We start from the raw sequence: 21,780 nt of genomic DNA, 5'->3' as shown, positions 1-21,780 counted from the left end.
CCCCGTCCGGTCAGGTGTGGTCGACCACCTCGCCGAGACCGCTGGCGACCAGCTCGTCCCGGATGACCGCCGCGTCCCCCTCGACCACCATGGTCAGCGACTCGGGGTGCAGGTACGTCGCCGCAGCGGCGGAGACCTCCTCGACTGTCGCGGCGAGCAGTTGCTCCCGCAGCCGCGCGTGGTAGTCGTCCGGCAGGTCGTGCACGACGAGCGTGCTCAGGGCCGAGGCGATCGCCCGCGGGCTCTGCAGCTCGACCGAGAGCTGCCCGGCCCGCCAGGAGCGCGCCACCTCCAGTTCGTCCTCGGTGACGCCGGTGAGCTGGGTACGCGAGATCTCGCCCACCGACTCGACAAGCGCCGGCGCGGTCACCCCGGTCTGCACGCCGGAGCTGACCGCGAACCGGCCGAACCGCCGGGACGAGGCGAAGTCGCCCCGGATCCCGTACGTGTAGCCGCGTACCTCACGGATCAGGTGGTTGAGCCGGGAGGTGAACGCGCCGCCGAGCACGGTGCCGGCGAGCGTCATCGGCACGTGGTCCGGGTGGGCCCGGTGCGGGGACGGGTGGCCGAGGCGCAGCGTGGACTGCACCGAGCCGGGCCGGTCGACCAGGATGATCCGCCGCTGCCCGGCCGTCGGCACCTCGATCGGGGCGCCGCGTTCCACAGGTCCCCCGCCGGTGCCGGCGAACGCCGTCGCGGCGAGCGCGTCCAGGTCGATCCGCTCCAGGTCACCGGCGACGACGAGCGTGCCGGGGCGGATGAACCACTCCGAGTGGAAGACGGTCACGTCGTCCACCTCCAGCGCGGCCACGCTGTCCGGGTCGCCGTAGAGCGGGCGGCCCCACCGGTGCTGCGCGCCGAACAGCTCGGCGCGCAGCACCGCGTCGGCGCGCGGGCCGGGGTTGGCCCAGTCCATCCGCAGCGCGGTCGCCTCGTCGTCGCGTACGCGCCGCACGTCGGCCGGGTCGAGCCGGGGCGTACGGACCGCCTCGGCCAGCAGCTCCACGGCGGCGCTCAGCCGGTCCACCGGCACCTGCACGCTCACCTGGAACGAGTCCCAGTCGAGCCCGGTCGCCAGCTCGGTGCCGAGCGCCTCGATGGCCAGCGCGTACGCGGTGGCGTCCCGCTGCGCGGTGCCCTCCTCCAGCGCCTTGGCCAGCACCGCGCCGAGGCCCTCCTTGCCGACCGGCTCCCGGCCCGCGCCGCCGTCGAGCAGCAGCAGCGCGACGGCGAGGTTCTGCCCGGGCAGGTGCGCGGCGACCACCTGGCCGCCGGCCACCGTCCGCCGGACCACCTGCGGGAACCGGTAGGCGCGGGCGGCGCCGGGGCCGGGACGGGTGGTGATCAGCGACATCACTTCTCCTCGGGCAGGTAGGTCAGGATCACCCGGTCGTCGGCGCCGAGCAGCTCGGCGGCCTGCTCGGCGATCTGCTCCGCGGTCACCGCGAGCCAGGCCGGCAGCCGGTCGGCGGCGCGGGCCGGGTCGCCGAACTGGGTGGCGTAGCGGCCGAGCGTGTCCGCCCGCCCGTCCACAGTGGCCATCTGCCGCCACCACATGGTGCTCAGCAGCGCCTTGGCCCGGTCCAGCTCGGCGGCGGTCACCGGCACCGTGGCCAGCTCGTCGACCACCTCGGCCAGCCCGTCGCGCAGCCGCTGCGAGCTCACCCCGGGGCGGGCCGTGGCGGTGGCGATCAGCGGGGCGGGCGCGTGCGCCAGATCCACCCCGTACGCGCCGACCAGGTCCGGCTGGGCGATCCGTTCACCGTCGGCCAGCCGCTGGTAGAGGCGGCTGCCCCGGCCGCTGCCGAGCACTGTGGTCAGCACCGTCGTCACGTCGTACCCCGGTGTGCCGAACGGGTGGGTGCGGTGCGCGAGGTAGACGCGGGGGGCGGGCACGTCGGCGGTGACCGTCTCCACGGCGGGACGGCCGGTGGCCGGCACGGTACGGCCGTCCGGCGCGGCCGGGATGTCGGCGCGCGCGGCCAGGCCGCCGAAGTACTTGTCGGCGAGCGCGAACACCTCCGCCGCCGTGGTGTCGCCGGCCACCGTGAGGACCGCGTTGTTCGGCGCGTAGTAGGTGCTGTGGAACTCCTGGAAGGTGGCCAGGTCGGCGGCGTTCAGGTCGGCCATCGACCCGATCGTGGCGTGGTGGTACGGGTGGCCGGGCGGGTAGAGCAGCGGCAGCAGGCGCAGCCAGGCGTCGCCGTACGGCACGTTCTCGTAGCGCTGCCGGCGCTCGTTCTTGACCACGTCGCGCTGGTTGTCCAGCGTCTCCTGGGTCAGCGCCGGCACCAGCCCGCCCATCCGGTCGGCCTCCAGCCAGAGCGCCAGCTCCAGGTGCTCGGCCGGGACCGTCTCGAAGTAGTTGGTCCGGTCCGGGTTGGTGGTCGCGTTGAGCGAGCCGCCCGCGCCCTGGATCAGCTTCATGTGCTCGGTCTTCGCCACGTTGACCGAGCCCTCGAACATGAGGTGCTCGAAGAGGTGGGCGAAGCCGGTCTGTCCCGCCGGCTCATGGCGTGAGCCCACGTCGTACCAGAGGTTGACCGCCACGGCCGGGGCGGTGCGGTCCTCGCTCACCACCACACGCAGGCCGTTGTCCAGTCGGGTCGTCTCGATCGGCCAGGGGAAACCGCTGTCGGGCATGAGACGACGCTATCCGATCTCGGAGGCGGAAAGGTGACACGCACGCCGGAGCATCGTCGGTGCGCGCCGGGGTACCCGTGCGGGCATGGCCACCACCACGTCTTCCGCCGTCGAGCGCGCCGCCGCCGCGCTGGCCCGGCTCCGGCACGCCCGGCTGCTGCACCCGGCCGGGCGCACGTTCGGCGGCGAGGCCCGGATCTGGGGTACGCCGGGGCCGCCGACCGGGGTGCCGCTGCTCGACTCACCCGGCCGGTGGCCGGCCACGATCCGCCTCTCCAAGGGCGTGCCGACGCCGGGCGCCTGGCCGGACGTGCTGGGCGTGGCGGTACGGCTGCACCGCGACCCGGAGCCCCCGGTGGACCTGCTGTGGAGTTCCAGCTGCGCCGCGCCGGTGCTGCGGAACCTGCCGCTGCCCCGGCGGCGCCTCACCGGGACGTACACGTCGATCATGCCGTTCCGGGCCGGCGGGCGGCGGCTGTTCCTGGCCGTGCTGGCCGACCCGGATTCACCGGACCTGGGCCGTGGCCTGGCCGGGGCGGGCGCGGTGGTGGCGGGCGGCGAGGCCCGGTTGGTGCTCGCGGTGGCCTCGACGGTGGGCCGCTGGCGGCCGTTCGGCGAGGTACGCCTCGACGACGAGCGCGGCGCCGCCGAGGACGCCGCGCTCGCGTTCGATCCGGTCGGCAACGTACCGCCGGGGTTGCGACTGACCGGCCCGCTGGCCCGGCTGCGGGACGACAGCTACCGGGGGTCCCGCCGGGCCCGGGGTGCGGGGCTCAGTCGGGCGGCTCGATGGGGGTGACGGTCTGCTCGGAGGTGCGGTGCTCCAGCACCGTGTCGGGGGCGGCGTTCTGGTCCGCCTCGCGGATGTCGGACTCGGCGAGGATCGCGTCGGCCTGCGCCTCGGCGTCGTCGCTGCCCGCCGCCGCCTCCTCCGGCAACAGATGCGCTCGGGATTCGATTCGTTCCTGATCACTCGGGTCGTGGCTCGTGGTCATGGCGCTCTCATACCCCGCGTTCCGCACTTCGGAACGACAGCGGGCTTTCCGGCGCGCGTCGGGTAGGCTGGCCGACGTGACGCGGTCGTATCGATGGTTTAGGAAGCCGGCTGGAGGAGCCGGTGACTCGACCATGAGCTGACGTCACTTCCTCTTCGAGCCGGCCGGGCAGGGATCGTTTTCCTTGCCTTTCGCACGCGAGCAGCCGGCTCGATCCCCGGGCGCCGGCACGGGGGCACGGTCGGCGGAAGGATCCCCACCGTGACCACCTCCCCCCAGGATGCCCATCGGGTCATCGACCAGCGCATCGACCGTGTGGTGCCGCTGACCACCCCGGCCCTGCTGCACCATCACCTGCCGCTCGACACCCCGCTGGCCGAGGCCGTCGTGGCGGGCCGCCGGGCCGTCGGCCGGGTACTGGACCGCGAGGACGACCGGTTGCTCGTCGTCGTCGGCCCCTGCTCCGTGCACGACCCGGCCGCCGCCCTCGAGTACGCGGGCCGGCTGCGCGAGGCCGCCGAGCGGGTCGCCGACGACCTGCTCGTGGTCATGCGTGTCTACTTCGAGAAGCCGCGTTCGACGGTGGGCTGGAAGGGCCTGATCAACGACCCGGCGCTGGACGGCTCCGGCGACGTGAACACCGGCCTGCGTACCGCGCGGGCGCTCCTGCTGGACGTGCTGCGACTGGGCCTGCCGGTGGGTTGCGAGTTCCTCGACCCGATCACCCCGCAGTACATCGCGGACACGGTGGCCTGGGGCGCGATCGGGGCGCGGACCGTGGAGAGCCAGGTGCACCGGCAGCTCGCCTCCGGGCTGTCCATGCCGATCGGTATGAAGAACCGGCCGGACGGCAGCATCGCCACCGCGGTGGACGCGATCCGGGCCGCCGGGGTGCCGCACGTCTTCCCCGGCATCGACGTCTCCGGCACCCCGGCGATCATGCACACCCGGGGCAACGCGGACGGCCACCTGGTGCTGCGCGGCGGGGGCGGCCGGCCGAACTACGACGCGGAGTCGGTGGCCGGGGCGCTGGAGCTGCTGCGCGCCGCGGGCCTGCCGGAACGCGTGGTGGTCGACGCCAGCCACGCCAACAGCGGCAAGGACCACCGCAACCAGCCGCTCGTCGCTGCCGACGTGGCCGCCCAGCTCGCCGCCGGTCAGCGCGGGATCGCCGGGATCATGCTGGAGAGCTTCCTGGCCCCCGGCCGGCAGGACCTGGACCCGACCCGGGAGCTGGCGTACGGCCAGTCGGTCACCGACGCCTGCATCGGCTGGGACACCACGGCCGAGGTCCTGGAGCACCTGGCCCAGGCCGTCCGGGCCCGCCGGGCCACGCTCCCGGCGCGGACCTGAGCGGGGTTGGGGCGAGTTTGACCGGTTCGGGGCCGGGTAGGTGGTCGGCGTGACCGATGACGCGCCCGTTACCGAGCAGCCGGACACCAGGCCGCTCGACGACCTGCTCGACGACATCTACCACGGCCAGGAGCGGATCACCCAGGCGGACATCTACCGCCGGGCGGTGGCCGCCGAACTCCCCGCGGAACTGCTCACCCGGATCGCCGCGCTCCCCGAGGGCGAGTACGCGGCGGACGAGGCGGCCGATCTGCTGGGCGGCACGGTCGCCTGAGCCCCCGCCGACGAGAGGACGCGACATGACCGACCGCAACCCCGACCACGAGCACCTGGCGGCGCTCGGCCAGCCCCCGGAGGGCGTCGACACCCTGCCCGAGCCGGACTTCGCCAACGAGCACGACCGCACCGCCGTGGACCGGGAGATCGTCACCGGGGAGGACGAGGACGAGCGGGAGCCGGAGGCGTCGCGCGGCTGGGCCGGCGAGGACCACGGCACCACCCCCACCTGACGGGTGGGAGGCACGGAAGAGGGCCGGCGCGCGAACGCCGGCCCTCTTCCGTGTCTGCTTCTCACTCCTGGTGGTGGCGACCACCCTCGGCCGCCTGCTGGGCGACCGCGTACCCCATCTGAAGGAAGTCGGAGGCGGCCACGGCTGTCAGCGCGGTGGCGACCAGCCGGGTCAGCCGGGGCGCCAGCACGAGGCCGCCGGTCAGCCCGGTGGCCACCCAGACCGCCAGGCAGAAGGGGCAGCTCACCAGCTCGCCGAGCGCGTGCCGGGTCGGGCTGCCCTCGTCGCGGACCTGCTCCATCACCTCGCCGCTGCCGATCGGGTGGTCGTAGCGGGTGAACGGCGCCCGCAGCGGGCTGGTGATCGCGTCCTTGGACAGCAGCCGGCTGAGCTTGTGCGTGGCGATCGAGAGCAGCACCACGTCCGCGGGCGTGGGCCGCTCGGGCACCGGCCGGCCGGTCGCCCGGACCAGGCCCACGATCGCAGCGGTCACCCCGGCGTACGTGCCCATCGCCTTGAGGTAGCCCTCCAGCGGCCGATGCTCGTGCGGCGCGTACGCCTGGCGCAGGCGCGCCACCTTCTGCTTCAGGCCACTACCGGTCAACCCGGCCTCCTCGTCCTAGTCGTGCGGGCCGGGCTCAGCCGGCGGTCAGGTTGTCGGCCACCTCGCGGTCGAGGTTGGCCAGGATCTCGTCGGCCAGGTCGTGGTCCGGCCCGGCCAGGTCCAGCCGTACCCGGGCGCCGCCCGCGCCGGCCGGCTCCACGTCGATCTCGGCGGACCAGTCCGCGGCGCTCCACCGGGCCCGCATGTCGTCGGCGTCGACGACCTCCACCCGGCAGGTGCCGGAGTTGCGCAGCCGCTCGGGCAGCCAGGCCGAGGAGCGGTCCGGGTCGGTCGCCGTGTTGAACACCACCTCCGGCGGTGCGGACATGCCGCGCTCGGCGTGGCTGGCCATCAGGCGTCCCGCAGCCGGCTCGGGTCGACCTCCCGGCCGGGGTGCCGGGCCAGGTACTCCGTCTCCAGTTCGGCGGTGCGCCGCAGGTGGTTGGCGAGCGCCGAGTCGGTGGCGTGCCGCAGCGTGTCCAGCCGGGTGCGGTGCAGGCTCTGCATCTCCCGGATCAGGTCGTCGTCGCCCAGCTCCACCGGGTCCACCCCGAGCTGCTCGCCGTCGACGGTACGGGCGTGGTCGCCGTCCCACTCCGCGACCCGCTGTTCCGGGCTCGCGTCCCGGCGTACCGATTCGGTCATCGTCGCCCCCTCGTCTCGTTCGGGTTGGCACCTGTCCGGATGCCCAGCGGGAGTGTCACCAAACCACCGCCCGGACTACGACGCCGTGTCGGAGACACCCGGTGGCCCCGGTACTCTCGTCTGCATGAATCGGCTCTGGACACCGGCGTGGATCGTCCGCCACGTGGCCATGGTCGTGCTCGTGGTGGCTTTCCTCGGGCTGGGCTGGTGGCAGGTCACCCGCGCCGCCGGGGGGAACGCGCTCAGCTTCGGTTACGCGATCGAATGGCCGGTGTTCGCCGCCTTCGTGGTCTTCGTCTGGTGGCGTGAGGTCCGTCAGACGCTGCGCGCCGCTGATCCGGCACCGGATGCCGCCTCGCCGTCGGACGGCCCCGCGCCGTCGGACGACGCGGCGTCGCCTTCCGGTCGCCCGCCGTCGGTGACCGCCGGCGCCGGGCCGGCCACCGCCACCCCGGCGGTACGCCGGCCGGTGCGCGTCGTGCGGGTGCCTGCCGCTCCGGCCGACGGGGCGGACGACGCCGAGCTGGCCGCGTACAACCGCTACCTATCCTGGTTGAACGCCAATCCGGGCGCCCGGCCCGGCGACTATCCCGGCTGAGGCCGGTGCGGAAGGACGGACGACGGTGGGCGGAGCCTTTACCCGGTACCGCGTGATCGCCTGGATCGTGGGCGTGGCGCTCGTGGTGCTGGTCCTGATCGGCATGCCGCTGAAGTACGGCTTCGACAACCCGAGCGTGGTGGCCGTGGTCGGCGTGGCGCACGGCTGGCTGTACATGCTCTATCTGGCGCTCACGTTCGACCTGTCCCGCCGGGCGGACTGGCCGCTGAAGCGGATGCTGCTGGTGATGCTCGCCGGCACCGTGCCGTTCGTCTCGTTCTACGCCGAGCGTCGGGTGAGCCACTGGGTGGCCGCCGAGAGCCGGTCGCGTACCCCGGAGCCGGTCGCGGGCTGACCGCGGCTCATCGGGCCGGCCGCCACGGCTCGGCCGCCGGCGGGTCGGCCCAGCCGCCCAGCCGCGACGCCTCCCGGGCCCGCCCCAGCGCGCGGGCGACCTGACCGAACTGCCGCTCGTCGTCGCTGCTGAACAGCAGCACCTCGGTGCCGTCCACCCGGCCCCACAGCTCGTGCGCCGGGGGCCGCACGCGGTCGCCGATCAGCACGAGCAGCAGCGGCACCAGCCCGACCGCGCCGAGCACGAGGTACGCCCCGGCGGTGAGCCGGTGCAGGCCGCCGGTGAACCCGAGCAGCAGGCCGACAGCGGCGAGCATCGCGGCGGACACGACGACGGCCCGGACGGCGAGCCGGTCGTGCGGCCCGCGGTCGGTCCGGAGCTGGGTGATCCCGGCCACCGGCCAGGTGTTGCGGCCGACGGTGAAACGCTCGGCGGTGACGACGATGCCCGGCCGGGCGTAGAGCAGCCTGGGTGCGGCCGGTCGCGGCGAACGGGGCGGCTGGGTGGCGGAGCGGTCGGTCTGCACGGCGGCCTCCCGGGAGCAGGGATCCCGTGGTGGGATTTCCCGTCCGGGCTTCATTGTGGTCGCCTTGCGCCACCTGACCTCGGGCTTTCGGCGCTCGCGTGGCTCGTCGGCCCGGCCGTGCCAGCCGGAAACAGAGAGCGATTTCCGTCTTTGTCGTGACTTTGCCCGCCGTTGCCTGGCTACATCCGCCCAGAACGACGAATCGGGCGAGTCGCCTCATCCACCCACCGGCTCCCTCTCGTCACTTTCCGCCACTTTGCCAACTTTCGCCCCTGCTTGAACTCCCGGTCACTGCGATCACGGGTTAGGTTGTCCAGGTCGGCCCGGTCGACAGCCATCCACCCGGATGGCCCCGGGCCGGTGTCGCCGGGCCGCAGACGCGCCCGGCGACCGGTGGGAGAGGAGCTTTCCGCTCTTGTCGTCCTTACGGATGCTGCTCCGCTCGCTGGCGGTGGCCGGCCTCTCGGCCGCGCTGCTCGCCCCGGCGCAGGTGGCCCGGGCCGAGCCCACCCCCGCCGAGCTGACGAAGCAGATCGAGAAGTCCTCGACTGAGCTGGAGCGAATCGTCGAGTCCTACAACAAGCTCAACGAGGACATCAAGGCCAACAAGGCCACCGCGGCCAAGTTGGAGGCCCAGATCGGGCCGTTGCAGGAACAGGCCGAACGCAGCCGCGCCGACGTGGGCGTGCTGGCCGCGACGGCGTACAAGACCGGTGGCATGCGCACCGCGGCGGCCCTGCTGGACCCGGGCGGCCAGGCCACACTGCCGGAGCGGCTGGGCACGCTCGACCAGCTCACCCGCCAGCGGCAGCGCACCATCAACAGCTTCACCGCCGATCAGCAGCGGCTGATCGACCAGAAGACCCGGCTGGACGTCACGCTCGCCCGGGAGGCCGCGCAGGCCAGGCAACTCAAGTCCGCGAAGACGCGGATCGAGGCGGACCTGTCCGGCCTCTACGAGATGCGGCGCAAGGCGTACGGGCGGGCCACCGAGGCACCCGCCAAGTCGAGTTCGGCGGGCAAGCCGCCCGCCGTCTCCGGTGACGCCGGCACCGCCGTGCGGTACGCCTACGGCGCGGTCGGCAAGCCCTACGGCTACGCCCAGGACGGCCCCGGCAGCTACGACTGCTCCGGCCTGACGCTCGCCGCCTGGCGGGCGGCCGGGAAGTCGCTGCCGCACAGCGCGGCGCGGCAGTGGGAGGCCACCACCCGGATCAGCCGCAGCCAGCTGCAACCGGGTGACCTGGTGTTCTACTCCGGGCTCGGGCACGTGGCGCTCTACGTCGGCAACGGCCAGATCATCGACGCGCCGAGCGCCGGACGCAACGTCAGCAAGCGCGGCATGAACATCATGTCGATCCAGGGCTACGGGCGGGTCTGACCGGCCCGCAAGACGGCGAACGGCCGGCGTCCCCCTGTCGGACGCCGGCCGTTCGCCGTCAATTGTTACCAGGTCAGGCCGCCTGGAGCCCCTCCGCGCGAGCCAGCTCACGCAGCCGGCCGAGAGCCTGGATCTCCAGCTGGCGGATGCGCTCGCGGGACAGCGAGAACCGCGACGCGACCTCGGTCAGCGAGTGCTCACGCCCGTCCTCCAGGCCGTACCGGGCCCGCATGATGCCCGCGGAGCGGTCGTCGAGGTGGTTGAGCAGGCCCTCGATCCGCTGCCGCTCCAGGCCGGTCAGCACGATCTCCTCGGGCGACGGGGCGTCACTGTCGGCGACCAGGTCACCGAGGTTGGTGTCGCCGTCGTCACCGACCGGGGTGTCCAGCGAGACGGTGTCCTGCGACCAGCGGACCAGCTCGTTCACCCGCTCGACGGTCACGCCGAGCGCGGTCGCGATCTGCTCCGGCTCCGGGTCGCTGCCCAGCTCGCGGGTGAGCTGCCGGGCCACGTTGCGCATCCGGTTGACGTCCTCGACCAGGTGCACGGGCAGCCGTACGGTCCGCTCCTGCTGGGCGATCGCCCGGCTGATGGCCTGACGGATCCACCAGGTCGCGTAGGTGGAGAACTTGAAGCCCCGCTCGTAGTCGAACTTCTCGACCGCCCGGACCAGGCCGGTGTTGCCCTCCTGGATCAGGTCCAGCATGGGCATGCCGGAGCGCACGTAGCGCCGGGCGATCGACACGACCAGTCGCAGGTTCGCGCGGATGAACAGGTCCTTCGCGCGCTCGCCCTCGATGACCAGCCGTTCCAGGTCCTCCCGGTCGGCGCCGTCGGGGATGCGCCCCTCGTCGAGCAGGTGCTCGGCGTAGAGGCCCGCCTCGATCGCCTTGGAGAGGTCGACCTCCCGGGCGGCGTCGAGCAGCGGCGTCCGGGAGATCTCGTGCAGGTAGACGCCGACCAGGTCCCGCTCCTCGGCGACCTCGTCGGTACGCATGCCGATGTTCTTGTCCACGATTGCCACGGTCCCCTCGCTCGCGCCGGTTGCCCGGTTCCTTGCCATCCCCACGTTCATCAGCCCTCCCCGTAACCTCCGCTGTGCCCGTAGGTGCTGACACCTACACAACAGATGTGACGCGTCGGGGATTCCATGTCGTGAGTCGAAACTGTCACGAATGCCTGAGTAGTAGCTGAGAGCCCGGTCCATGTTTCCTGTTACCGGCCCGGTTCCGGGGCTCCCGGCCGCCGATTTCGACGCATACCGGAGTCGCGGAATCACCGTTCGCCCATGGAATGGCACCATTGTCTCTTCCATGAACACAGCGAGCCGCGTCACCGGGTCGTTGCGATCCTGCTCACTGCGAGATACGCGGCTGCGGACCGGCCGGTTCAGCCATGCTCAAGGATTACCCTCCGCCTCGTTGAACAATCCGTGCGGGAGGGGTCGTCCCCTCCCCGCACGTGATACGCGTCGCACCCGCCGGGCGGATGCGCCGGCGGGTGGATCGATCGGGCGGGCGGGGACGGTCAGGAGGCGAGCAGGGCGAGCGCGCCGCGTACCTGGTGGGCGGAGCGGGCCAGCGCGGCCCGGGCGGCCGGCACCTCGGCGCCGGACACCAGCGCGACGAGCGCGGTCTTGAGGTCGCCGTCGGCCTCCCGCAGGGCGACCCGGCACACCTCCTCGGCGCAGCCGGTGGCGTCCACGAGGATCGAGATCATGCGGCCGCGCAGCTTGGCGTTCGTGGCCACCATGTCGATCATCAGGTTCGAGTAGACCCGGCCCAGACGCACCATCACGGCCGTGGAGAACGTGTTGAGCACCAGCTTCTGCGCCGTGCCCGCCTTCATCCGGGTCGACCCGGTGACCACCTCCGGCCCGGTGTCCACCCCGATGAAGACGTCCACCGACGCGGCGGCCTCGGCCTCCGGATTCGCGCAGAGCAGCACCGTACCGGCGTCCTGCGCCCGGGACGCGGCGAGCGCCCCGAGGACGTACGGCGTGCGCCCGCTGGCGGCCAGGCCGACCACGAGGTCGCCGGGGCGTACGCACTCGGCGGCCTCGGCGGCGCCACCGCGCTCGTCGTCCTCGGCGTCCTCGACCGCCCGCCACATCGCCTCCGGGCCGCCGGCCAGGTGCGAGCAGAACCAGTGCCGCGGCGAGTTGAACGTGGGCGCCAGCTCGGCCGCGTCCAGCACGCCGAGCCGACCGGAGGTGCCGGCCCCGAAGTAGTGCACGCGGTGCCCGTCGCGCAGCGCGGCCACGGCCAGGTCGACGGTCTCGGCGATCTCGTCCAGCACGGCGGCGACAGCGGCCGGCACCCGGCGGTCCGCCTCGTTGATCACGGTGAGCACGTCCCGGGTGGACATCAGGTCGAGGTCGACGCTGTGCGGGTTGCGGCGCTCGGTCGGTGCGCCGACGCGCACCACCGGCCGGATCGCCGCCACGCCGTCGCGCTCCACCCGGCCCGCCGTCATCCCCGCCTCCGCCCGGGACCGACCCGGCGCGACTTGACCGCCTCGGCGGTGGCCTCCAGGGCCTTCTTCGTCCGGGCCCGGCTGCGGGCGGCCACGCCGACGAAGAGGCAGTCGACCACGGTGAGCTGGGCCAGCCGGCTCGCCGTCGCGCCGGAGCGGTACGTCGTCTCGCGCGCGGCGGTGGTGAGCACGTGGTCGGCGACCTCGGTGATCGGCGAGCGGGGGAAGTTGGTCAGCGCCACGGTGGTGGCGCCGCGTGCCCGCGCCTGCTCCAGCACCTCGATGACGTCGGAGGTGGTGCCGGTGTGCGAGATGCCGACCGCGACGTCGCCCCGGCCCAGCAGGGCGGCGGAGGTGAGCGCGGTGTGCACGTCCGGGAAGTAGAACGCGATGCGGCCGATGCGGTGCAGCTTCTGCTGGAAGTCCGAGGCGACGAAACCGCTGGCACCCGCGCCGTAGACGTCGATCCGGCCGGCCGCGCCGATCGCCTCGACGACCTGCTCGCAGACCGCCGGGTCGAGTTGCTCGGCGGTCTCCTCGACGGCCCGGGCGTCGTTGAACGCGATGGTGGCGATGATCTGGGCGAGGTCCGCGCCCGGCGGGATGTCGCCGCCGACCACCCGCGCGTCCGGCGGCTCGACCCGGCGGGCGGCCTCGGCGGCGAGCCGGATCCGCAGTTGGGGGTAGCCGTCCATGCCCACCGAGCGGCAGAAGCGGATCACTGTCGCCTCGGACGTCTCCGCGGCGGTGGCGAGGTCGGTGATCGTACGCCGGGCCGCGTCCGCCGGATCGGCGACGACCAGCCGGGCCACCCGCTGTTCGGCCGGGGACAGCGAGGGCAGCAGGCCGCTGATGTGGACGATCAGTCCACCGGGCTCGTGACTCGCAGAAATCTTCGGACTCTTCGCCACGGATGAAACTTACTTTCACCAGGCGTGAGCGTCAACCATGACACCGCGTATCGGGAAATTTACCGTCTTCCGTGTCCGCCCGGGCCAAGGATCCCATTCTCCCAGCCCCACCGCCTCATCCGGTCCGGCCGAGTCACTCCTGCCGCCTGGCAGACCGGTCCCCCGTCGTGCCGCCCGGCCTGCCTGGTCGTCCTCGACCGGGCAGACCGGACGGCCGGTGCGGGTCACCGGTCGGCCGGGCACGGCGGTTGGCTAGCGTGTGTCCATGACGCGACGCACGGTGCTGGTGACCGGAGGCACGGGCGGGCTCGGCCGCGCGGTCACCGCCACCTTCCTCGACGCCGGCTGGCGGGTGGTCGTACCCCAGCGGGAGCCCGGGACCGACGACGGCCCGGTCCGGGTCGTGGCCGACCTGCTGACCCCGGAGGGGGCCGCGCGGGCGGTCCAGGCCGCGACCGACGAGCCGGCCGCACCGCTGCGCGCGGTGGTCAACCTCGTCGGTGGGTACGCCGCCGGCGGGCTGGTGCACGAGACCCCGGTCGAGGACTTCGAGCGGATGCTACGGCTCAACCTCCGCCCGACGTACCTGGTCACCCACGCGGCGCTGCCGCACCTCATGGCGTCCGGCGACGGCGCGGTGGTCTGCGTCTCGGCCCGGGCGGCGGTCTCGCCGTTCCCCGGCGCCTCCGGTTACGTCACCGCCAAGGCAGCAGTGCGCGCGTTCGCCGAGACGGTGGCGGTCGAGTACCGGCAGCGCGGCGTGCGGTGCAACACGGTGCTGCCGAGCGTCATCGACACCCCGGCCAACCGCGCCGCCCAGCCCGGCGCCGATCACGGGCGCTGGGTGCCGCCGGCCGAGATCGCCGAGGTCGTCCGCTTCCTGGCCTCCCCCGAGTCCGCGCCCACGAGCGGCGCGAGCATCCCGGTCTACGGGCGGGCCTGAACCGGCACCGGCCCGTCCCGTCCGGCGCCACCGGCCGGACCGGACGGGTCCGTGCCGCCGGCCGGGCGTCGCGGGCCGGCCGGCGCGGGGCCGGGGCCGGCGGACGGGTCGCCGGGCAGCCACTCGCTCAGGTGTGCCCGGATCCGGCGGGCGACGTCCTCCGGCGGGCCGTTGCCGTCCACCACCACGAAGCCGCCGTACTCGGGTAGCGCCCGGTACGCGGCGTCCGCGGCGGTCAGCCACGCCATGCTCTCGTGGTCGGTGCCGCGCCGCTCGATCCGGCGGAACGCCTCGGCGGGGTCGACGGTGAGCAGGAACGTGACTTGAGGCGCCGGGAAGATCCGGTAGCCGGCCCGGGCCCACCGCTCCCACCGCTGCCCACCGTGCGCGCGGATGCTGGCGTACTGGCAGGCGGACCACCTGTCCATCACCGCGGTCCGGCCGGTCACCAGGCAACTGAGCAGGGCGAGCGCGATGGCCAGCCACCGCAGCACCGACTCGACAGCGAGCAGGCCGCCGCGCCCGACGAGCCGCTGCGCGTCCGGGCGGCCCACCCGCTGGGCGAGCCGGCCGAGCCAGCGGCGGCCACCGGCGTTGCGGTGGTAGGTGGCGGGGATACCGGCGGCGGTGAGCGCCTGGGCCAGCCGGTGGGCCTGGGTGGTCTTGCCTGAGCCGTCGATGCCGATCAGGGCGACGATGCGCGGCCGGGCCCCGCCCCGCCGCGTCCGCAGTGAGCTGGCCACCCTCCCGAGGTTATCCGACCGATGCTCGCCCGGCCCCGTTCGTCGCTTTGCTGCCCCGGCGCACGGATCGCGCCGCGACAGGTGTGACCAAAGCGTCCACCGGGTACGCATCGTGGTCCCACCGCCCATACGACGAGGGAGCCGCAGATGGCCGAGCGCGGGGACGAGACCCTGGTGCACACGCTGAAGAAGGTCGCCGCCGTGCTCAAACAGTCCGAGATCCCGTTCGCGCTCGGCGGCAGCTTCGCGGTGTACGCCCACGGCGGCCACTCCAGCGACCACGACGTGGACTTCCTGCTCCGCGAGGCGGACGTGGACCGGGCGCTGGAGGCACTCGTCGAGGCCGGCTTCACCGCCGAGCGCCCGCCGGAGGACTGGCTGGTGAAGGTCTACGACGAGGACCGGATGGTGGACCTGATCCACCGGCCGGTGGAGACGCCGGTCACCGAGGAGACGTTCGCCGACACCATCGTGCGCCCGGTCGACGCGATCCACATGCCGGTGCTCTCGGCCAGCCAGCTCATGGTGCACAAGCTGCTGAGCTTCTCCCAGCACTACTGCGACTTCGCCCGCGCCCTGCCGCTGGCCCGCTCGCTGCGGGAACAGATCGACTGGGAACGGGTACGGAAGGAGACGCAGCACTCGCCGTACGCGGAGGCGTTCCTGGTGCTGCTGGACCGGCTGGACGTGCTGCCCGGCGGCACGCCCGGCGGAAGGGAGACCCTGTGACCGGGCTGTCCGGCGACGTTCCCCCCGACGAGTACGTCGAGGCGGAGATCCAGAGCATGCTGGCCGAGGACCCGACCGTGGCCGAACAGGGCATCACCGTGGTGCGGCGGGAGAACGGGCTGGTGCTCTACGGCGAGGTGGAGAGCCCGCACCGGCGGGAGGAGATCCTGCGGCGGGTGGCCGAGCGCTTCCCGGACACGCCCGTGACCAGCGACATCGGGGTGATCCGCACCCAGGCGCCCACCCAGGTCGAGGAGTTGCCGTGAGGGAGGTTCGATGGTGATCCGGATCGCCGCCGTGGGCGACGTGCATCTGGACGAGGACGTGGTGGGCCGGTTCCGCCCGGCGCTGGAGGAACTGCCCGGCCGCGCCGACGCGCTGCTGCTCGCCGGTGACCTGACCCGGCACGGCACCGAGGCCGAGGCGCGGTGCGTGGCCCAGGAGTTCGGCGGTCTCGGCGTACCGGTGATCACCGTGCTCGGCAACCACGACCACCAGTGCGACGAGGTGCCGCAGGTGGTGAAGGTGCTGGAGGACGCCGGGATCACCGTGCTGGAGGGCACGGGCACCGTGGTGGACACCCCCGGCGGACGGCTCGGGGTGGCCGGCGTGAAGGGGTTCGGCGGCGGGTTCGCCGGGCGCTGCGCCAGCGACTTCGGCGAGCCGGAGATGAAGGCGTTCGTGCGCACCACCCGGGAGGCCGCCGACGCGCTCGCCGACGCGTTGCTCTCGCTCGACTGCGACGCGCTCGTCGCGCTCACCCACTACTCCCCCGTCCCGGACACGCTCGCCGGCGAGCCGCTGGAGATCTACCCGTTCCTCGGCTGCTACCAGCTCGGCCAGGCGATCGACTCCGCCCCCACCGCGCTGGCGCTGCACGGGCACGCCCACCACGGCACCGAGCGCGGCACCACGCCGGGCGGCGTACGGGTCCGCAACGTGGCGCACCCGGTGATCAAGCAGGCGTACAGCGTCTTCCACCTGGGCGGTGATCAGCTCGACTGAGCGCGAGGTTTCCGGGATCGGGCGGCCGGGTATTCAGCCGACATGGAGCTGATTCTCTGGATTCTCGCAGTCGTACTGGTGGTCGCCGGAATTCTCGCCCTGTTCCGCCGGCAGATCCTCTGGGGCATCGTCCTCATCGTCGTCGGCCTGCTGGTCGGCCCGGGTGGCGTCAGCATCTTCAACACGTAACCGAGGTTCCCGTACCCGCCGGGGTCGCCGGGCCCGGGCGTTCCGTCCTGCCGGACGCCGAACGTCCGGGCCCGGCGACCCCGGCCTTTTCCGTGTCCGGCGGCGGCCCGGCGGCCGTGCCGCGTTTGCCGGGCCCGCCGAGCGGAAACATCTCGACGATGGAGACGTCGCAGAGTGTCGCCCGGCGCACCACCGGAGCCCGCAGATGGTGGGCGCTGCTCGGCTTCGGCGCCGCCACGTTCGCCGCCGCCGCGATCGGCGGGCTGGGGGTCCAGGGCACCTCCGCCGAGTACCAGAGCCTGGAGCAGCCCGCCTGGGCGCCGCCGTCGTGGCTGTTCGGCCCGGTCTGGACCGCGCTCTACGCGCTCATCGCGATCGCCGGCTGGCTGGTCTGGCGCCGGGCTGGTTTCGGCCCCGCGCTGTGGGCCTGGGTCGTGCAACTCGTGCTCAACGCGATCTGGACGCCGCTGTTCTTCGGCGCCGGGGCGTACGGGCTGGCCTTCGCCGAGATCGTGCTGATGTGGCTGGCGATCGGCGTGACGGTGGCCCTGTTCCGGCGCGTCTCCCGGCCGGCCACGCTGCTGATGCTGCCGTACTGGGCCTGGGTGACGTTCGCGTCCGCGCTGAACTTCGCGGTGTGGCGGCTGAACTCCTGACCGGTTACGGGCGCGGAGGCCGGTCGCCCCCGCGCCCGCCGGGCTCAGCAGCGGGGTACGCCGGGGATGTAGCCGTCGTACCCGGTGTAGACGTAGGCGTCGGAGATGAACCGGCCGGAGCCGATCCGGTCCCAGATCGAGCTGGTGCCGTACGTGCCGCTGACGCTGGTGCCGCTGGTCTGGCACTGGATCGTCACCTTCGCCCCGTCGGCGACCGTGCCGACCGAGCTGTAGCCGGTGCCGGGGCCGGAGCGGACTGTGAGCGGGGAGCCGGCCGTGTTCACGGTGCCCTCGCCGGTGTTCGTCCCGCCGCAGCCGTTGTCGCTGGTGTAGGTCTTGGTGCCCCAGTAGAGAGCCTGCACCCCGTTGAACTTGATCTTCACCGAGCTGCCGTCGACGCGCTGCTCGTAGTGCAGGTGCGGGCCGGTGGAGCCGCCCGTCGTGCCGACGTACCCGATCACACGGCCGTAGCCGACGGTCTGCCCGACGGAGACGTTGAAGGCGCTCAGGTGGGCGTAGTAGGTGGTGTGGCCGCCGCCGTGGTTGATCCGGACGTACTTGCCGTAGCTGGTGTCGCCGAGGTTGGTGACCACGTCGACGGTGCCGGGCGCGCTGGCGACCACCGGGTCGCCGACGTCGTCCGTGCGGTTGAAGTCGATCGCGTTCGCCGGGCTGTGGTTCGTCCGGGTCTGGCCGGACCAGGACTGGTTGCACGGGAACGGGACCTTGAACGTCGGCGCGGCCATCGCCGGCGCGGCCGGCACGAGAGTCGCCGCCAGGACCGCCGCACTCGCCCCGAGGGCGAGCCATCGCTTCCGCATCCACTGCCTCCCATGTTGAAAGTCTTCAATATGTTGTGGACATCCTGACAGAAAGTTCCGTTCCCGGGAAGATTCGTGGGAGCGCGCCCACCCCCCCGGGGTCAGGGTTTCGGGATTGTTACCGGGCCGTGTCCGGCCAGGGGTGGACCCGACACGATGCAAGCGCTTACATGTGGGGACGACATCGGACCGGCGCGGGTTCGATCCCCCCACGCGCCGGCAAGGAAGGAGATCGGCATGGCGTTTGCCAGATCGCGCCAGACGCTCGCGGTCGCCGGCGTCCTGGGGCTGGCGCTCGGCGTCGCCGCCTGTGGCACCGGCGACGACAAGAAGAGCGACAAGGCCGGATCGGCCGAGTGCGCCGCATACGAGAAGTACGACGGTCACGACGGCAAGAAGGTGACCATCTACTCCTCCATCCGGGAGATCGAGGCCGACCGCCTCGACCAGTCCTGGAAGGAGTTCGAGGACTGCACCGGCATCGAGATCGACCACGAGGGCAACGCCGAGTTCGAGGCGCAGCTCCCGGTCCGGGTCGACGGCGGCAACGCTCCCGACCTCGCCTTCATCCCGCAGCCGGGCCTGCTCAAGCGCTTCGTCGACTCGGGCAAGCTCAAGCCGGTCGGCGCCGACACCAAGGCGATGGCCGAGCAGAACTACTCCCCCGACTGGCTGAAGTACAGCACCGTCAACGGCCAGCTCTACGGCGCCCCGCTCGGCTCCAACGTGAAGTCCTTCGTGTGGTACTCGCCGAAGACCTTCAAGGAGAAGGGCTGGACCGTCCCCACCTCGTGGGACGACATGATCAAGCTCTCCGACCAGATCGCGGCCAGCGGCACCAAGCCGTGGTGCGCCGGCATCGAGTCCGGTGACGCCACCGGCTGGCCGGCCACCGACTGGATCGAGGACGTGCTGCTGCGCACCGGCGGCCCGGAGGTCTACGACAAGTGGACCACCCACCAGATCCCGTTCAACGACCCGCAGGTGGCCGACGCGCTCAACCGGGCCGGCACCATCCTGAAGAACGAGAAGTACATGAACGGCGGCTTCGGCGGCGTCAAGAGCATCTCCACCACCGCCTTCCAGGAGGGCGGCACGCCGATCACCACCGGCAAGTGCGCGCTGCACCGCCAGGCGTCCTTCTACGCCAACCAGTGGCCCAAGGGCACAACGGTGGCCGAGGACGGCGACGTCTTCGCGTTCTACTTCCCGGCCATCGACCCGGCCAAGGGCAAGCCGGTGCTGGGTGGCGGCGAGTTCGTCGGCGCCTTCGCCGACCGGCCCGAGGTCCAGGCGGTGCAGACCTACCTGGCCTCCGGCGAGTACGCCAACAGCCGCGCCAAGATCGGTGACTGGGTGTCCGCGAACAAGAAGCTGGACATCAACAACGTCCCGAACCCGGTGGACAAGCTCTCCGTGGGCATCCTCCAGGACGAGAAGACGGTCTTCCGCTTCGACGGCTCGGACCTGATGCCGGCCGCGGTCGGCGCCGGCACCTTCTGGAAGGGCATGGTGGCCTGGATCAACGGCAAGGACACCACCTCCGTCCTGAACGACATCGAGGGCAGCTGGAAGTGATCTAGCAGGTGGCCCGGTCCGCGTCCGCGGACCGGGCCACCTCTGGCAACCGAGCCCTTGAAGGAGGGTCGATGGAGTTCGACTTCGCGGCGGAGCAGCCGAAGTTCCTCATGCTGATGTACGGGCTGATCGCCTTCGTCGCGGTGGTGGGCGGACTGCTCCTGCTCCTCGACGTGGTGCCCTCGTACTTCGCCCGGCGCCGGGAGGCGCAGCTGGTCGCCGCCTCGGCGAGCGGCGCGCCGCTGCCCCGCCGGCGCGCGCAGCAGCGCGAGGGCGCGTTCGCGTTCTTCTTCCTGCTGCCGACGCTGCTGCTGCTCGCCGTCGGGCTGGTGGTCCCCGCCGTCCGCACCACGCTGCTCTCCTTCATGGACTCCAGCAGCAGCAACTGGGTGGGCCTGGACAACTACCGGTGGATGTTCGCCGAGGACTCGATCGTCCGGGTCCTGATCAACACGCTGATCTGGGTGCTGCTGGTGCCGCTGGTCGCCACCGCGTTCGGCCTGATCTACGCGGTCCTGGTGGACAAGGCGCGGTTCGAGGCGGTCGCCAAGTCCCTGATCTTCCTGCCGATGGCGATCTCGTTCGTCGGCGCCTCCATCATCTGGCGGTTCGTCTACGCCTACCGGGGCGAGGGCGACCAGATCGGCCTGCTCAACCAGATCGTGGTGAGCCTGGGCGGAGAACCGAAGCAGTGGCTGCTGGACTCGCCGCTCAACACGTTCCTGCTCATTGTGATCATGGTGTGGATCCAGGCCGGTTTCGCCATGGTGGTGCTCTCCGCCGCGATCAAGGCCATCCCGGCCGACATCGTCGAGGCGGCCCGGCTCGACGGCACCACCGCGTGGCAGATGTTCTGGCGGATCACCATTCCGAGCATCCGGCCGGCGCTGATCGTCGTGGTGGTGACGATCTCGATCGCCACGCTCAAGGTCTTCGACATCGTCCGGACCGCCACGAACGGCAACTACGACACGAACGTGATCGCGACCGAGATGTACAACCAGGCGTTCCGCTACCAGGAGAACGGCCAGGGCTCGGCGCTGGCGGTGTTCCTGTTCGTCCTGGTGATCCCGATCGTGATCTACCAGATCCGCAACCTGCGCAAGCAGCGGGAGGGCTGAGATGACCACCGCCACGCCCACCGTCGGAGTCGGCGCCCAGGCCACCGAGCCGACCACCCGGGGTGCCCGGGTGCGCAAGCGCCTGAACAGCCGTACCGCCACGCTCGTGTCGATCGTCATCGCGATGCTCTGGACGATCCCGACCTTCGGCCTGTTCATCTCCTCGATCCGGCCGGAGAACGAGATCAAGACCACCGGCTGGTGGACGTTCTTCAGCAACCCGCAGTTCACCCTGGAGAACTACCAGGAGGTGCTGTTCAGCTCCGGCTCCTCCGGGCAGCTCGCCAGCTACTTCATCAACTCGCTGGCGATCACCATCCCCTCGGTGCTGTTCCCGCTGGCCTTCGCGTCGCTCGCCGCGTACGCGCTGGCATGGATGAACTTCAAGGGCCGGGACTGGGTCTACATCGGGATCTTCGCGCTGCAGATCGTGCCGCTGCAGATGGCCCTGGTGCCGCTGCTGCGGTTCTTCTCCACCGGGGTCACAGTCGCCGGCGTGCAGATCCTCCCCGCGTGGGACCTGGTCGACGAGCAGAAGTTCGCCCAGGTGTGGTTCGCGCACACCTGCTTCGCGCTTCCGTTCGCCGTGTTCCTGCTGCACAACTTCATCTCGCAGCTCCCCGGCGACCTGATGGAGGCGGCCCGGGTCGACGGGGCCACCCACCCGAAGATCTTCCGCACCATCGTGCTGCCGCTGATCATGCCCGCGCTGGCGGCGTTCGGCATCTTCCAGTTCCTCTGGGTCTGGAACGACCTGCTGGTCGCGCTGATCTTCGCGGGCGGCGGCGACGAGACCGCCCCGCTGACCGTCCGGCTCGCCGAGCTGGCCGGCACCCGGGGCAACGAGTGGCAGCGGCTGACGGCCGGCGCGTTCGTGTCGATCGTCGTACCGCTGATCGTGTTCCTGTCCCTCCAGCGCTTCTTCGTGCGAGGTCTGCTCGCCGGCAGCGTCAAGGGTTGATCCGGCGTCCCGCCGCCGGCAGTGCCGGCGGCGGGACCG

At 72.2% G+C, this 21,780-nt stretch carries 27 protein-coding genes and 1 pseudogene; 16 read left to right on the top strand and 12 right to left on the bottom strand.

Going from position 1 to position 21,780, the window contains the following annotated elements:
* Positions 1 to 10: 10 nt before the first annotated feature.
* Positions 11 to 1,354, bottom strand: coding sequence for a pitrilysin family protein (locus tag AB0D28_RS15605; RefSeq protein ID WP_357386222.1), 1,344 nt, complete (start codon positions 1,352 to 1,354; stop codon positions 11 to 13).
* Positions 1,354 to 2,643 (bottom strand): pitrilysin family protein, encoded by a 1,290-nt coding sequence (locus tag AB0D28_RS15600; protein ID WP_357386220.1) that lies wholly within the window; start codon positions 2,641 to 2,643, stop codon positions 1,354 to 1,356. Before AB0D28_RS15600 ends, AB0D28_RS15605 begins: the two co-directional genes overlap by 1 nt.
* 85 nt (positions 2,644 to 2,728) lie before the next feature.
* Here AB0D28_RS15600 and AB0D28_RS15595 point away from each other — a divergent pair, with 85 nt between their 5' ends.
* A complete protein-coding gene (locus AB0D28_RS15595) occupies positions 2,729 to 3,442 on the top strand; it encodes a phosphodiesterase (RefSeq protein ID WP_357386218.1) in 714 nt (237 codons plus the stop codon).
* Here the strand turns inward: AB0D28_RS15595 and AB0D28_RS15590 are convergent.
* Positions 3,417 to 3,638 carry a hypothetical protein gene (locus AB0D28_RS15590; protein WP_354871002.1) on the bottom strand — a complete coding sequence of 74 codons (222 nt, stop codon included), beginning with the start codon at positions 3,636 to 3,638 and terminating at the stop codon, positions 3,417 to 3,419. The two genes, AB0D28_RS15595 and AB0D28_RS15590, sit on opposite strands and share 26 nt — an antisense overlap.
* A 252-nt stretch (positions 3,639 to 3,890) precedes the next feature.
* On the opposite strand from AB0D28_RS15590, the gene AB0D28_RS15585 reads away from it, so the two are divergent.
* From AB0D28_RS15585 to AB0D28_RS15575, 3 genes are read left to right on the top strand one after another with little or no spacing between them, the layout of a single operon-like run.
* Positions 3,891 to 4,991, top strand: a complete 1,101-nt coding sequence (locus AB0D28_RS15585) for a 3-deoxy-7-phosphoheptulonate synthase (protein WP_357386372.1) — start codon at positions 3,891 to 3,893, stop codon at positions 4,989 to 4,991.
* Positions 4,992 to 5,040: 49 nt separating this feature from the next.
* Complete coding sequence (locus tag AB0D28_RS15580) at positions 5,041 to 5,265, top strand: hypothetical protein (protein WP_269704453.1); 225 nt, start codon at positions 5,041 to 5,043, stop codon at positions 5,263 to 5,265.
* 25 nt (positions 5,266 to 5,290) lie between these two features.
* Positions 5,291 to 5,500 carry a hypothetical protein gene (locus AB0D28_RS15575; RefSeq protein ID WP_354871007.1) on the top strand — a complete coding sequence of 70 codons (210 nt, stop codon included), beginning with the start codon at positions 5,291 to 5,293 and terminating at the stop codon, positions 5,498 to 5,500.
* A 61-nt stretch (positions 5,501 to 5,561) separates the two neighbouring features.
* On the opposite strand, the gene AB0D28_RS15570 is transcribed toward AB0D28_RS15575, so the two are convergent.
* The 3 genes from AB0D28_RS15570 to AB0D28_RS15560 are packed head-to-tail and all read right to left on the bottom strand — an operon-like array spanning position 5,562 to position 6,749.
* Complete coding sequence (locus tag AB0D28_RS15570) at positions 5,562 to 6,104, bottom strand: DUF1360 domain-containing protein (RefSeq protein WP_357386216.1); 543 nt, start codon at positions 6,102 to 6,104, stop codon at positions 5,562 to 5,564.
* A 34-nt stretch (positions 6,105 to 6,138) separates the two neighbouring features.
* A complete protein-coding gene (locus AB0D28_RS15565) occupies positions 6,139 to 6,456 on the bottom strand; it encodes an SRPBCC family protein (protein WP_030502250.1) in 318 nt (105 codons plus the stop codon).
* Positions 6,456 to 6,749 carry a DUF6158 family protein gene (locus tag AB0D28_RS15560; RefSeq protein WP_357386213.1) on the bottom strand — a complete coding sequence of 98 codons (294 nt, stop codon included), beginning with the start codon at positions 6,747 to 6,749 and terminating at the stop codon, positions 6,456 to 6,458. Before AB0D28_RS15560 ends, AB0D28_RS15565 begins: the two co-directional genes overlap by 1 nt.
* Positions 6,750 to 6,873: 124 nt before the next feature.
* Here AB0D28_RS15560 and AB0D28_RS15555 point away from each other — a divergent pair, with 124 nt between their 5' ends.
* Positions 6,874 to 7,347, top strand: coding sequence for a hypothetical protein (locus AB0D28_RS15555; protein ID WP_357386212.1), 474 nt, complete (start codon positions 6,874 to 6,876; stop codon positions 7,345 to 7,347).
* Positions 7,348 to 7,372: 25 nt separating this feature from the next.
* Positions 7,373 to 7,702, top strand: coding sequence for a DUF3817 domain-containing protein (locus tag AB0D28_RS15550; RefSeq protein ID WP_357386210.1), 330 nt, complete (start codon positions 7,373 to 7,375; stop codon positions 7,700 to 7,702).
* A 7-nt stretch (positions 7,703 to 7,709) separates the two neighbouring features.
* On the opposite strand, the gene AB0D28_RS15545 is transcribed toward AB0D28_RS15550, so the two are convergent.
* The gene (locus tag AB0D28_RS15545) at positions 7,710 to 8,228 is read right to left on the bottom strand and encodes a DUF6232 family protein (RefSeq protein ID WP_357386208.1); all 519 of its coding nucleotides are present in this window, start codon (positions 8,226 to 8,228) and stop codon (positions 7,710 to 7,712) included.
* A 415-nt stretch (positions 8,229 to 8,643) separates the two neighbouring features.
* Here AB0D28_RS15545 and AB0D28_RS15540 point away from each other — a divergent pair, with 415 nt between their 5' ends.
* Positions 8,644 to 9,609, top strand: a complete 966-nt coding sequence (locus AB0D28_RS15540) for an NlpC/P60 family protein (RefSeq protein ID WP_357386206.1) — start codon at positions 8,644 to 8,646, stop codon at positions 9,607 to 9,609.
* Positions 9,610 to 9,682: 73 nt separating this feature from the next.
* On the opposite strand, the gene AB0D28_RS15535 is transcribed toward AB0D28_RS15540, so the two are convergent.
* From AB0D28_RS15535 to AB0D28_RS15525, 3 genes are all read right to left on the bottom strand, one after another.
* Complete coding sequence (locus tag AB0D28_RS15535) at positions 9,683 to 10,672, bottom strand: sigma-70 family RNA polymerase sigma factor (protein WP_357386370.1); 990 nt, start codon at positions 10,670 to 10,672, stop codon at positions 9,683 to 9,685.
* A 464-nt stretch (positions 10,673 to 11,136) separates the two neighbouring features.
* A complete protein-coding gene (locus AB0D28_RS15530; protein ID WP_357386204.1) occupies positions 11,137 to 12,084 on the bottom strand; it encodes an N-acetylmuramic acid 6-phosphate etherase in 948 nt (315 codons plus the stop codon).
* A complete protein-coding gene (locus AB0D28_RS15525) occupies positions 12,081 to 12,995 on the bottom strand; it encodes a MurR/RpiR family transcriptional regulator (protein ID WP_174533806.1) in 915 nt (304 codons plus the stop codon). Before AB0D28_RS15525 ends, AB0D28_RS15530 begins: the two co-directional genes overlap by 4 nt.
* Before the next feature lie 265 nt (positions 12,996 to 13,260).
* On the opposite strand from AB0D28_RS15525, the gene AB0D28_RS15520 reads away from it, so the two are divergent.
* Entirely contained in the window at positions 13,261 to 13,938 is a 678-nt protein-coding gene (locus AB0D28_RS15520) for an SDR family NAD(P)-dependent oxidoreductase (RefSeq protein ID WP_357386202.1), read from the top strand.
* Here AB0D28_RS15520 and AB0D28_RS15515 read toward each other — a convergent pair.
* A complete protein-coding gene (locus tag AB0D28_RS15515; protein WP_357386200.1) occupies positions 13,923 to 14,681 on the bottom strand; it encodes a dTMP kinase in 759 nt (252 codons plus the stop codon). The two genes, AB0D28_RS15520 and AB0D28_RS15515, sit on opposite strands and share 16 nt — an antisense overlap.
* A 147-nt stretch (positions 14,682 to 14,828) precedes the next feature.
* On the opposite strand from AB0D28_RS15515, the gene AB0D28_RS15510 reads away from it, so the two are divergent.
* From AB0D28_RS15510 to AB0D28_RS15490, 5 genes and pseudogenes are all read left to right on the top strand, one after another.
* Positions 14,829 to 15,410, top strand: a complete 582-nt coding sequence (locus tag AB0D28_RS15510; RefSeq protein ID WP_357386198.1) for a nucleotidyltransferase — start codon at positions 14,829 to 14,831, stop codon at positions 15,408 to 15,410.
* A 56-nt stretch (positions 15,411 to 15,466) separates the two neighbouring features.
* Positions 15,467 to 15,676 (top strand): hypothetical protein, encoded by a 210-nt coding sequence (locus AB0D28_RS15505; RefSeq protein WP_225853111.1) that lies wholly within the window; start codon positions 15,467 to 15,469, stop codon positions 15,674 to 15,676.
* Positions 15,677 to 15,686: 10 nt separating this feature from the next.
* Positions 15,687 to 16,467 (top strand): annotated as a pseudogene (locus AB0D28_RS15500) (metallophosphoesterase).
* Positions 16,458 to 16,604 (top strand): GPGG-motif small membrane protein, encoded by a 147-nt coding sequence (locus tag AB0D28_RS15495; protein ID WP_013288160.1) that lies wholly within the window; start codon positions 16,458 to 16,460, stop codon positions 16,602 to 16,604. Before AB0D28_RS15500 ends, AB0D28_RS15495 begins: the two are co-directional and overlap by 10 nt.
* Before the next feature lie 158 nt (positions 16,605 to 16,762).
* Positions 16,763 to 17,260, top strand: coding sequence for a TspO/MBR family protein (locus AB0D28_RS15490; RefSeq protein WP_357386196.1), 498 nt, complete (start codon positions 16,763 to 16,765; stop codon positions 17,258 to 17,260).
* A 44-nt stretch (positions 17,261 to 17,304) separates the two neighbouring features.
* Here AB0D28_RS15490 and AB0D28_RS15485 read toward each other — a convergent pair whose 3' ends face one another.
* Positions 17,305 to 18,081 carry a peptidoglycan DD-metalloendopeptidase family protein gene (locus tag AB0D28_RS15485; RefSeq protein WP_357386194.1) on the bottom strand — a complete coding sequence of 259 codons (777 nt, stop codon included), beginning with the start codon at positions 18,079 to 18,081 and terminating at the stop codon, positions 17,305 to 17,307.
* A gap of 237 nt (positions 18,082 to 18,318) precedes the next feature.
* Between AB0D28_RS15485 and AB0D28_RS15480 the strand changes: the two genes are divergently transcribed.
* The 3 genes from AB0D28_RS15480 to AB0D28_RS15470 all read left to right on the top strand — a co-directional run bounded on the left by AB0D28_RS15480 (position 18,319) and on the right by AB0D28_RS15470 (position 21,741).
* Positions 18,319 to 19,659 carry an ABC transporter substrate-binding protein gene (locus tag AB0D28_RS15480; RefSeq protein ID WP_357386192.1) on the top strand — a complete coding sequence of 447 codons (1,341 nt, stop codon included), beginning with the start codon at positions 18,319 to 18,321 and terminating at the stop codon, positions 19,657 to 19,659.
* Between the two features lie 71 nt (positions 19,660 to 19,730).
* On the top strand, positions 19,731 to 20,780 hold the full coding sequence (locus AB0D28_RS15475; RefSeq protein ID WP_357386190.1) for a sugar ABC transporter permease: 1,050 nt from the start codon (positions 19,731 to 19,733) through the stop codon (positions 20,778 to 20,780).
* 1 nt (position 20,781) lies between these two features.
* Positions 20,782 to 21,741, top strand: coding sequence for a carbohydrate ABC transporter permease (locus AB0D28_RS15470; protein ID WP_357386188.1), 960 nt, complete (start codon positions 20,782 to 20,784; stop codon positions 21,739 to 21,741).
* The last annotated feature ends 39 nt before the right edge of the window (positions 21,742 to 21,780 follow it).

The organism is Micromonospora sp. NPDC048169 (assembly GCF_040652815.1).
GTDB lineage: Bacteria > Actinomycetota > Actinomycetes > Mycobacteriales > Micromonosporaceae > Micromonospora.
The sequence above is the reverse complement of the archived record's forward strand: the minus strand, read 5'-3'. Positions and strand labels throughout refer to the sequence as shown.

Coding starts and splice junctions, on each gene's coding strand:
- AB0D28_RS15605 (WP_357386222.1), bottom strand. CDS start 1,354: ATGTCGCTGATCACCACCCGTCCCGGCCCCGGCGCCGCCCGCGCCTAC.
- AB0D28_RS15600 (WP_357386220.1), bottom strand. CDS start 2,643: ATGCCCGACAGCGGTTTCCCCTGGCCGATCGAGACGACCCGACTGGAC.
- AB0D28_RS15595 (WP_357386218.1), top strand. CDS start 2,729: ATGGCCACCACCACGTCTTCCGCCGTCGAGCGCGCCGCCGCCGCGCTG.
- AB0D28_RS15590 (WP_354871002.1), bottom strand. CDS start 3,638: ATGACCACGAGCCACGACCCGAGTGATCAGGAACGAATCGAATCCCGA.
- AB0D28_RS15575 (WP_354871007.1), top strand. CDS start 5,291: ATGACCGACCGCAACCCCGACCACGAGCACCTGGCGGCGCTCGGCCAG.
- AB0D28_RS15565 (WP_030502250.1), bottom strand. CDS start 6,456: ATGGCCAGCCACGCCGAGCGCGGCATGTCCGCACCGCCGGAGGTGGTG.
- AB0D28_RS15560 (WP_357386213.1), bottom strand. CDS start 6,749: ATGACCGAATCGGTACGCCGGGACGCGAGCCCGGAACAGCGGGTCGCG.
- AB0D28_RS15555 (WP_357386212.1), top strand. CDS start 6,874: ATGAATCGGCTCTGGACACCGGCGTGGATCGTCCGCCACGTGGCCATG.
- AB0D28_RS15535 (WP_357386370.1), bottom strand. CDS start 10,672: ATGGCAAGGAACCGGGCAACCGGCGCGAGCGAGGGGACCGTGGCAATC.
- AB0D28_RS15530 (WP_357386204.1), bottom strand. CDS start 12,084: ATGACGGCGGGCCGGGTGGAGCGCGACGGCGTGGCGGCGATCCGGCCG.
- AB0D28_RS15520 (WP_357386202.1), top strand. CDS start 13,261: ATGACGCGACGCACGGTGCTGGTGACCGGAGGCACGGGCGGGCTCGGC.
- AB0D28_RS15510 (WP_357386198.1), top strand. CDS start 14,829: ATGGCCGAGCGCGGGGACGAGACCCTGGTGCACACGCTGAAGAAGGTC.
- AB0D28_RS15505 (WP_225853111.1), top strand. CDS start 15,467: ATGCTGGCCGAGGACCCGACCGTGGCCGAACAGGGCATCACCGTGGTG.
- AB0D28_RS15495 (WP_013288160.1), top strand. CDS start 16,458: ATGGAGCTGATTCTCTGGATTCTCGCAGTCGTACTGGTGGTCGCCGGA.
- AB0D28_RS15490 (WP_357386196.1), top strand. CDS start 16,763: ATGGAGACGTCGCAGAGTGTCGCCCGGCGCACCACCGGAGCCCGCAGA.
- AB0D28_RS15485 (WP_357386194.1), bottom strand. CDS start 18,081: ATGCGGAAGCGATGGCTCGCCCTCGGGGCGAGTGCGGCGGTCCTGGCG.
- AB0D28_RS15480 (WP_357386192.1), top strand. CDS start 18,319: ATGGCGTTTGCCAGATCGCGCCAGACGCTCGCGGTCGCCGGCGTCCTG.
- AB0D28_RS15475 (WP_357386190.1), top strand. CDS start 19,731: ATGGAGTTCGACTTCGCGGCGGAGCAGCCGAAGTTCCTCATGCTGATG.
- AB0D28_RS15470 (WP_357386188.1), top strand. CDS start 20,782: ATGACCACCGCCACGCCCACCGTCGGAGTCGGCGCCCAGGCCACCGAG.